Here is a 3,173-nt window from a genome sequence, read left to right as displayed (position 1 = left end):
ATTGCGCAAGGAAGGCTACCAAGTAGGTCGCTATGCAGTCCGTAAAATGATGCGACGTTTACGGCTAAAGGTAACCCAACGGCAGGCTTATAAGGTGACAACGCAGCGTAAACACTCTGACGCAGTCGCTGATAACTTGTTGAATATGAACTTTAACCCAAGCGCTGCAAACCAGATTTGGGCTGGTGATGTCACCTACTTAAAGACGGGTGAAGGCTGGATGTACTTGGCTGTGGTGATGGATTTATATTCACGCCGGATTGTTGGATGGCACATAGACAAACGCATGACTACAGATTTGATATCCAAGGCATTAATGAAAGCCTACAACCTGCGCCAACCGGCCAGAGGGCTGGTATTTCACAGTGACCGAGGTTCACAGTATACCAGCAAGCAATTCGGTAAGCAGTTATCAAGCTATGGTATCCGAGCCAGTATGGGGGATGTGGGTGCGTGTTGGGATAATGCCGTCGTTGAACGTTTCTTTGGTAGTTTGAAACACGATTGGATTTTTAAAGTTGCTCAACCAACAAGGGAGTTTATGAAGCAAGATGTGACGGCTTACATGAAATATTACAACTTGGAGCGACTTCATTCTGCTAATGGTGATCTGTCACCTGTAGAGTTTGAAAATTCTCAATTAAAAGTGTCCAGTTTGGCTTGACCAGTACACTATTTAGAATTACTGAAAACGGTACCTGGTATTGGTAAGATTTTATCGCTGACTATCCTTTATGAAATCGGTGATATCAGTCGATTTGAGTCAGTTCAAAAGTTTGCGTCATACTCTCGATTAGTCAAATGTAAAGCGGAATCCGCCGGTAAAACCTATGGTACCAATGGCAATAAAATCGGTAATGCTCATTTGAAATGGGCGTTCTCAGAAGCTGCGGTACTTTACCTGCGAGGCAATGACAAAGCACGTAACTACCTTAACCGATTACAAAAACGAATGAGTAAAGCTAAAGCATTATCTGCACTGGCACATAAGCTTGGCCGCTGTGTCTATTTCATGCTGAAGAACAAAACGGTGTTTGATGAACAACGATTCTTGAAAGGATAAGTCGCGCAATAAGGTGAGCTGAACGTCTAACTAGATACTCTTTGAAAAAGAGAAGCGAGCATGACTGTGAATGATGTGGCTAATGAAGCAATGACTTCTCACCATCATCACTATGCCAAATGCTATTTAAGCTACATCGCCTTGATTAGACACCTTATTGGCGCGCATTAATGAATACAATCAACAAAGTCGTTTACACCTTAAATGAGCCTGAAACTAACTGTGCATAAAGCACCTGAGACTTGAATAGTGCCATCTTAGGGTTAACCGATAAATGTCTAGTGCCCCTGATATTTCAAAGGAATGAAAGGCGTCAGGCAGCGATAAGATCGCACTAAGAGAGCCTCTATATGTGTTTGCTGTAAACGACGATTTGACAGCTAAATGACAGACGAAGTAGATGAATTTGTTGATTGATTTTAATTTGACGGCAAAAGCAGTCAAATAAGTTAGGCTCGCCTATTGACTGGCGGAAGGCTCATATGTGTTATAACGATTTTTCTCGATACTTTTCGATAGTTGAAATAAACTCATTAGGTGAATCTACACCTAAGTATATTAACTTACCGGAATTGAGCTTGATCTCTATATTGGGATTACCTGCCAAATTGAACCTATTAACATTACCTGACCGACGTATAAAATTTGAATTAGTTTGTATGTGATTAATTTCACTTAAAGCAATTCTTAATGGGTTCCATATGCCATACCTTACAATAATACTGTCTGGAACAATTGAAATAGGTCTAATTGCAATCGCTTTATACTCTGCAATAAAAAAGACTAAACCTAGAAGAGTTAAGCCTGTCGTTAAATTGGCCGCAAACGGCGACCATAAGAAATGTAACAACAAATGCATAACGGGTAATTCAAATAAAATGATAAGAATAAAACCTAATTGATTACTTTGGGCGCCATCTTTTTTATGACAGCTAAAATGACTATCACCAACAAAGTTTTGCTGCCTTATCTTTTTGGAAAATAATGCATATGTCCAAACTCGCGCCTCAAAAGAGAGCAATGAGCTTATAGCACCTTTACCTAGAATTCTTTCAATTGGCTTTGATATAGCCAAATCTGGATCTTTATCTTTGGTAAGAGAAGCTTTGATTGCAAAAAAGACTGTCAAAATAGTGGTAATTTCCAAAACGATAAACGCCGCAACAGCAAGATAACGCAAAGATTCAAGGTAAGGCCATACAACCTTTGAGCTTTCAGGAATAACAAAGCTACCAAGTAATATAATTAAACAACTGTAGGCAACAGCTTTGATAGCAGCTTCTTTCTTATCTTTAACAAACCAAAAGCATAAAATAGGTAAAACAACTAAACCATCGATTAGCAAAAGCCATTCTGGTTTTTCTACGCCATATCCATTAAGTGCATTAGAGCTTTGATAGTAAAAAGCCCAGAAAACAGAAATAACTGCAAGAAAGATAAATGGGATATTCTTTTTAGCTAAAGTTGGCACCGAAACTCCTTATCGTTAATCGTGGTAGAGCGGGCCATTACTGACCCGACCCCACACAGATCCGGACGTGCGGAACTACCGCATCCGGCTCTTCAGTTATATATTCACTCGTGTAAAACACGACCCTAGTACCAATCAACCAGCACTAGACGCTTACTGACTTTTGGACTCTCAATTCTAAAATACTCTAACATCTTCTTGAAATTACTCCAGTTGTAACTTCGTCGACCACGGCGTCTGTTCAACCATTTGTACAAGTTATGCAGAACATAATCGTATACGTAACTCAGGCTTCGGCTGTTGTCGGGAAGACCAAAATAGTTTCTAAACCCTGTTAATTTACGTTTTAACTGTGGAAGCCAAATACTCAGTTTTAATGAGCGCTTGGCTTTAATCCATAAGCAAGGAAAAGAAGCCATATATGGACGCTCCTGGTGAGTCAAGATAACACGGAAAAGACACGGAAAAGAAGCCACCCATAATTTGTACAAGTAACTTAACTCGTTTTCATAGTAACTAACCTGAGCTTCGGATAAGAAATTAGCTCCCCAAAGGAACTAAATGCTCGTTCCTTGATCCGATCATTCGACCAAGAGTGATTAGAAAAAGGAACGAGCATGAATAAATTAGTTGAAACCT

Annotated in this window: 3 protein-coding genes and 1 pseudogene; 2 read left to right on the top strand and 2 right to left on the bottom strand. The window is 39.8% G+C overall.

The annotated features are described in order from the left end of the window. A partial coding sequence (locus tag IEY48_RS20110) for an IS3 family transposase (protein ID WP_188923321.1) occupies positions 1-664 on the top strand: 664 nt, incomplete at its 5' end. Between the two features lie 9 nt (positions 665-673). After that, positions 674-1,063, top strand: a pseudogene (locus IEY48_RS20105) (transposase); the annotation flags it as partial. A 487-nt stretch (positions 1,064-1,550) separates the two neighbouring features. Here IEY48_RS20105 and IEY48_RS20100 read toward each other — a convergent pair. Together IEY48_RS20100 and IEY48_RS20095 are read right to left on the bottom strand one after the other, a co-directional pair. After that, entirely contained in the window at positions 1,551-2,534 is a 984-nt protein-coding gene (locus tag IEY48_RS20100) for a PH domain-containing protein (protein WP_188923320.1), read from the bottom strand. A gap of 125 nt (positions 2,535-2,659) precedes the next feature. Further along, complete coding sequence (locus IEY48_RS20095; protein ID WP_188923319.1) at positions 2,660-2,953, bottom strand: group II intron maturase-specific domain-containing protein; 294 nt, start codon at positions 2,951-2,953, stop codon at positions 2,660-2,662. Positions 2,954-3,173 lie beyond the last annotated feature (220 nt).

The organism is Shewanella saliphila, from assembly GCF_014648295.1.
Classification (GTDB): domain Bacteria; phylum Pseudomonadota; class Gammaproteobacteria; order Enterobacterales; family Shewanellaceae; genus Shewanella; species Shewanella saliphila.
Note: the sequence above shows the minus strand (reverse complement) of the source record. Positions and strands in the feature narration are given on the sequence as shown.